Origin of the sequence: Calidithermus chliarophilus DSM 9957, assembly GCF_000430045.1 — a bacterium.
GTDB classification, from domain to species: domain Bacteria; phylum Deinococcota; class Deinococci; order Deinococcales; family Thermaceae; genus Calidithermus; species Calidithermus chliarophilus.
The window spans coordinates 83960-89680 of sequence record NZ_KE387028.1; the positions used below are offsets into that span (position 1 = coordinate 83960).

6 protein-coding genes are annotated in these 5721 nt (G+C 65.5%); all 6 read right to left on the reverse strand.

Going from position 1 to position 5721, the window contains the following annotated elements:
• Positions 1-288: 288 nt before the first annotated feature.
• Positions 289-801, reverse strand: coding sequence for a PH domain-containing protein (locus tag MEICH_RS0121890; protein ID WP_027894383.1), 513 nt, complete (start codon positions 799-801; stop codon positions 289-291).
• Positions 802-829: 28 nt separating this feature from the next.
• On the reverse strand, positions 830-1309 hold the full coding sequence (locus MEICH_RS0121895) for a hypothetical protein (RefSeq protein ID WP_027894384.1): 480 nt from the start codon (positions 1307-1309) through the stop codon (positions 830-832).
• Positions 1296-2300 (reverse strand): sporulation-delaying protein SdpB family protein, encoded by a 1005-nt coding sequence (locus MEICH_RS26500; protein ID WP_051304431.1) that lies wholly within the window; start codon positions 2298-2300, stop codon positions 1296-1298. The genes MEICH_RS0121895 and MEICH_RS26500 overlap by 14 nt, the downstream gene beginning before the upstream one ends.
• On the reverse strand, positions 2294-2863 hold the full coding sequence (locus MEICH_RS30780; protein ID WP_084542469.1) for an SdpA family antimicrobial peptide system protein: 570 nt from the start codon (positions 2861-2863) through the stop codon (positions 2294-2296). Before MEICH_RS30780 ends, MEICH_RS26500 begins: the two co-directional genes overlap by 7 nt.
• A 37-nt stretch (positions 2864-2900) precedes the next feature.
• A complete protein-coding gene (locus MEICH_RS29045) occupies positions 2901-3599 on the reverse strand; it encodes a sporulation delaying protein family toxin (RefSeq protein ID WP_157202971.1) in 699 nt (232 codons plus the stop codon).
• A 442-nt stretch (positions 3600-4041) separates the two neighbouring features.
• Positions 4042-5721: hypothetical protein (locus tag MEICH_RS0121915; protein ID WP_027894387.1), on the reverse strand; the 1680-nt coding region annotated here is incomplete at its 5' end.

The window sequence follows — 5721 nt, forward strand, 5'->3', positions numbered from 1 at the left end:
GCCGGGGCAGCCTGGCCGAGGGCGCCTCCTGCCCCGGGCGCCGGGGGCTGCTCACGGTGGACGGGGCGCCGGGCCCCGAGGTGGTCTACCGCGGCCGCGTGCGGCCGTGGGAGGAGGCGCTCGAGCTGTTGCGGCTGGCACCGCTCATCGAGATGTGAGCCGCTAGGCACAGGGGACATGACGGTAGGCCGGGATCGGATCGATCCCGGCCTACTCCGCCTATTCGCCTAAGATTGTTCAGCCGAAAGCACTTTCTGTCGATGGCAGACGCCTTAACCCAGCTCAAAGCTAACCGACCACTGGGTAGTTGTACTCCCTTAGCAGCTGAATGAAATCGTCCTGCTTCTCTGGAGTGAGTATGACCTTCGCCCCATCCCTCAATCCCAGAATCACGCCCTCGCCACTCCCACCTCTACCGTAGATCCGCACCAAACCGTGGGTGTCGGTGTTGAAACGGCCGAATGCCAGGGTCGGCCCGCTGATGCCCGCCACCCGGAGCCGGACCTTGTAGGAAGCCTTCTCCACACGCGCGATGTCGTGTAAACGGAATGCGAACCAGCCCAGCAGCCCCCGCACCAGGACCCGGTCGGGTTCAATCCTGTAGCGTAGCAGGAACTCCAAGCTGAACACCAGGTAGAAGGCCAGGAAAACGAGGGCCCAGTAAAGCAGCTTGCCTGCCAGCGGGACTGCGGACGTGGATAGGGTCAAGCCCGACGCGACTAGATAAACCAGCAACGCGGTGATCCCGACCCAATAGGCGACGGCTACCCAGTTCGATCTTCTTCTCGTTCTCCAAAGCATGTACCCCCCTATACCAACGCTGCCGGGGCTAGCCTGCCCTCCTCGACAACCACATGGCAGTGCTGATTGCACGGGCGAGGTCCTCGGCGCGGGGATGGCTGATCAACAGAACATCACCATTGGCGAAGCGAACCCGCACCACCGGCCCAGCGTTCAGCCGGAATACGAACAGACCTGAGCGGTAACGCACACCGAAGCCCAGGAAGGGGTTGAGTTCCTCAACGCCCACTTCTACAGCCTCGGAAACAGGGAATTGCTTGCGGAAGAAGCCTCCCCTCAGGTGAACCCGGATCGATTGCTTGTCCACTTCGACTGTAAAGCTGGAAAAGACAAAGCCGACCGCTGCCCACAGGATCAGGAGAAATAGAGCTACGCTTCCCCCCGACCTAGAGAGACCCGGTTCGAGCTGCAACGCGGCGAAGGAGAGCGCGAGCACAGCTAGGAGGAACCAGCTAAGCCCGGGGGTAGACTGGGTTTCCTTGAACAAGAACCCCTCACGCTGGTCCATTTTCACCATCATAGGCTGAGCGGCCGTGGGCAGCGTAAGGGTCAGCGCTCGCACCCCTTCCGCCCACAGCGGGTCTGCCCCGCCCCATCGGCCAGAGGAGGTGCAGGTGGTGTTCCACAGGCGTCAGAAACAGCACCAGCGCTGCCATCATCGCTATCGCGAAGCTCGTGATCCCCATGAACACAGCAATGGCAGCGTGAAAAACAACGCCCAGCAAGAGGAGTGGCCTCCACCTCGCACTCGGCATGAATAACGCTGCGGCCAGGATCAGCTCGAGCAGGACGACCCCCCAGGTTGCCACCGCGACCGTGGAGCCCAACAGCAGGGGGGCGAATAGCGGCCTGAGCTGCTCGGGCAACCCGAAGATGTTCGAGTTCAGCCAGTAGTACATCGCAGTCCCGTCAACCCACTCGGGAACCTGCATCTTCTTGATCGAGGCGTGGAAGTAGATGCCAGCTACCTGCAGCCGGATCGCTGCAGCCGCTGACAGGGCCACCCAGCGGGTGTACAGGTTCCCTGGCTCACCCGGGGCTGCAAGCCAGTGGTTCAGGCGGCTGTCACCCAGTGCCAGTGGGATCATCAGCAGGGTCAACACTGACGAAACCTGATCGCCACCGTCGACCACGATCGCCGAGCTCGAGAGGCTGAAGGTGACCCACCAGTGTGGGATTGCGGTCCAGCGAGGAAAATAGCCACTGATGACCAGGAGCAACACGATGATGGAGACCCACCTTGCGATCTCGAGGTGAGGGCTCCCCAGGAGGCAGTAGATGCTTGCTTGAGAGGCGAAGGAGCAGATCGGAAATGAGTCCACCCCCGCCCCCGGGCGGAAGAGCTTGCTGGTGTCGTTCAGGAGGAGGGTACAAAGAGTTCCGAGGGCCAGGAGCGACCTCGCCAGCCCGTAGACGTTGGTCCAGGGATTACGCAATGCCGCGTACTCCCTCACTCGCACGTCGGCTGTGGCGATGAGCTGCCCAATAGCCTTCAGCACTGCACCTCCACGAGGGCCAAGCGGTACGGCATCTGCACGGGGCGTTTGCTGCGGGTCCAAGCCCACGGAACCTGCTTGCGCATGACGAAGGCCACCGGGCCGCAAATCAGCCTATGTGGGGAGGGGTTCGTGAGCGACACGCCCACCTTGGCCGTGCGCACACAGGCGTCCAGCAGTCCCCGGCAGGCCGTCCAGGCATCCGTTCCCAAGCTGGATACCAGCAGTCCGAACTCGATGCTCTGCGCCCGGACGAACCTGTCCAAACCGAGGAAGTTCCCGGGAGCGCTTAGCGGGCCGCGCAAGCCCGGCACCCACGCCCCGTCTGGGCCCTTTACAAAGAGGTAGAACTGCTCGTCGCGGGGGCTCTTGGTGAAAAAACCCCAGCCCTGTGGCAGAATCCCAGTGACATAGGGCCTGGCTGAATCCACAGCCCCCAAGCTGAGCGCGGTAGTAGGTTGCGAGGCCATAAGGGATAAAGCCGCTAAGAGGCACCAGCCGAGACACAACGCTGCCACGAATGGTAGTAGTGCCGGGCGGTGACGGTCTGGGGAGGGCTCGCTCATTCAACCCCTATTTGAACAACAACTACCCGCCACTTGCTTATGGGGCGATCCCTGGGACGTACAACTGATCAGCAATGTATTGCACCGTAAGATCCCCGGAAAGGGCAGACCTGCTCAAGTTCCCGGAAGGGTCCACGCCGCCAGCGGGAACCACGATTATCACGAAGAATAACCCAAAAACGAAGATCACAGCCACAACTGCGGAGACATTGACCTGATAGTTGGTGTTTACCGTGTAGTTGACTGTCCCTAGCGTGCTCGCCAGGTCCCTCTTGTTGACCAACTGTACCGGGACCCCGCCCTGTTGCAGAGCTTGCTCAATCTTATCTCCGCCCTCGATGATGGCATCGCTCACAGCTACGGGATCACCGCTCTGGACCAACTTGGCAAAACGTGTGAAGAAACCGGGGTCTTGTGCCTCGATGTTTGCGATGAGAGAGCGCTGAAGATCGTCTGCCCTTGCACGCGCCTCAGGGCTTATCTTGGCGTGGAGGCTCCTGACCTTTGCCGACTGCCAAATGCCGGGAAGATGTTCGGCAACAGGGCCTTTCCCGAAGAAAACACCTTCAAAGGCCGTCTTTCCATCGAACAGCGGGCGCCGTGTGCCCGAGCTTTGGCTGGCAATTGAAGGCCGTGCGCCCGAGTTACGGTCAACGGTCTGCTGGCTGCACCCAGCCAACACAAGCGCTAGCCCCCCAACCAATAAGGTAAACTTTCGGAAGGAATTAGAATGCATCCCTCCTCCCCCGTACGCCAGGCGTTCAATTCCTGTGCAGGCTTCGTCCGCAGCTCCGAAATAACTCTGATCCCACCTCCTCCGCCAAATGTACGGGAATATCAGAGAAATCCCTGGATGGTGCGCCAACAAAAAACTAAATACTTAGGTGGCTGACCTGCGCATACTAAGCAGGGGTTGGTATGTCCGGCATGCCCCTGGAACAGGTCTATTAATAGACGGCTTATGGGGATTTGTCAACACCAGTCCAGAGAATGATCAGGACATTCCTCAGTGTCGGCACCGCCCGTGAGAGTAGTCACCGACGGAATCCCGACAGGGGCGGCTTCCATACCGGGGGCCGGCAGCAGGCCGGGGGGCGCTGATCTCGCGCCGGCAGGGCATGGTTGCGTCCGTACCCGAGGATGCACATGTCCCGGTTTCAGTGGAAGGCCAATGGACCTCAGAACCTCCAGGCGTAGCGCACGCCGAAGCGCACCCCCCCGGCGGTGTCGCTCTTGTAGCTCACCTCGCCGCCGTCGAAGGCCAGGGTCAGGCCCGCGTAGCCCAGGCTGCCCGAGGCCCCGCGGGCGTCGCGGGGCTCGTGGCGCAGCAGCTCGAGGTTGTCGCCGGCGAAGTAGCCCCCCTCCAGGCCCAGCTTCACCCCGCCCAGCCCCCAGGTGAGCGCGGCGCGGCCGCCGTAATGGCTGGCGGTGTAGTCGGGGTAGAGGGTGTTGCGCCACAGAAGCTCGCCCTCGAGCCCCACCGCGCCGAGCTGGCCGCTCCAGGCCAGGCGCAGCCGGAAGGTCTGGCGCTCCCCGCGGCCGGGGTTGTCCACCCCGGCGGCCTCCCACACCGCCGGGTCGGCCCCGTCCACGCCCTCGAACCAGATTCGGCTGTAGGCCGCCGCCGGCACCAGCTCCAGCCCGAGGAGCCGCACGCGGAAGCCGGCTTCGGCCTCGAGCACCCCCCGGGTGAAGGTCTGCCCCAGGTTCTCCCCCCAGTACCCCTCGCGGCGGTAGGAGAGGTCCACCGCCAGCGGGCCCTCGCTGCGCAGGCGCAGCTCGGCCGCCGAGCGCTGCAGCACCAGTGCCCCGGGACCGCCCACCTCCCGGTCGCAGCCCGCCGCCAGCTCCCCCTCACGCAGCTGGCTGTAGCGCAGCGTGCCGGTGTAGCCCAGCGGGAGGTCCGTCACCAGCGCCCCTGCCAGCAGCCAGCCCTCCAGCGCGCAAGGGGTGGCCCCGGCCAGCAAATAGCCGCTGCGCCCCTCGCCCCCGCTCTCCCGCCCCAGCCGCGCGGCCAGCTCCAGGCGGCTCCAGGCCAGCCCGAAGAGCTTGAGGCCCCCCTCCACCCCCGCCTCGACCCGGGGCGCGGCCAGGGTGTCGGGGACTCGCACGCTGGCGACCTGGCCCCACAGCCGCAGGCGGTCGTCCGCGCCGCCCGGCGTGCGGGCTTCGTCCCGTCCCGAGGGGGGTCGTCCGCCGGGTGTACCGGCGCCGCCCAGCCCCCAGCCCAGCGCGTAGGCGTACTCCCCGGACCCGGTCCACAGCCCGAAGAACTCTAAGCCGCCGCGGGCGAGCTCCAGGCCCGCGGCGGTGTAGCCCCCCGGCTGGGCGGAGCCCCAGGAGTACAGCGCCAGCGCCATCCGATCCCCGTCCCGCTCGGTCGACAGCCGCAGCTGGCCCAGCGCCCGCTCGGCGGCGCTCTCGGGCCCCTCCTGGCCCAGCGCGAAGCCGTAGCCCTGGCGCCAGGCCAGCGCGAACTGCAGCGAGAAGCGGGGAGCGGCCTGCTCCGCCAGCGCCGCCAGCCGGGCCTCCGCCAGCGCCCCCTGGGCCTGGCGCTCCTTGCGCTCGGCCTCCAGCTGCGCCTCCAGCGCCGTCAGGCGCTCGTGCTGCTCCTTGAGGCGGGCCTCGAGCTCCAGCGCCTGGACCCCTTGGTGCACCGGCGTCAGCCGGTCCCGAAGGGGATCGTGCCCTTGGTGCACAGCCGCAGGCTGTCCCGACAGGGGATCGTCCCCCCCGTCGCCTGCCCCTTGGGCGGGGCGGGGGGCCTGGAGGCCCGCGCGCAGGTCGGCCAGCTCGGCCTTGAGGCCCTCGACCTCCCGGCGCAGCGCCGCGAAGCGCTCGGCCTCCAGCGCCCGCGC

What these genes read in the sequence shown, in the direction of transcription:
- MEICH_RS0121890 (WP_027894383.1), bottom strand. Translation starts at nt 801, where the DNA reads ATGCTTTGGAGAACGAGAAGAAGATCGAACTGGGTAGCCGTCGCCTAT.
- MEICH_RS0121895 (WP_027894384.1), bottom strand. Translation starts at nt 1,309, where the DNA reads ATGGACCAGCGTGAGGGGTTCTTGTTCAAGGAAACCCAGTCTACCCCC.
- MEICH_RS30780 (WP_084542469.1), bottom strand. Translation starts at nt 2,863, where the DNA reads ATGAGCGAGCCCTCCCCAGACCGTCACCGCCCGGCACTACTACCATTC.
- MEICH_RS29045 (WP_157202971.1), bottom strand. Translation starts at nt 3,599, where the DNA reads ATGCATTCTAATTCCTTCCGAAAGTTTACCTTATTGGTTGGGGGGCTA.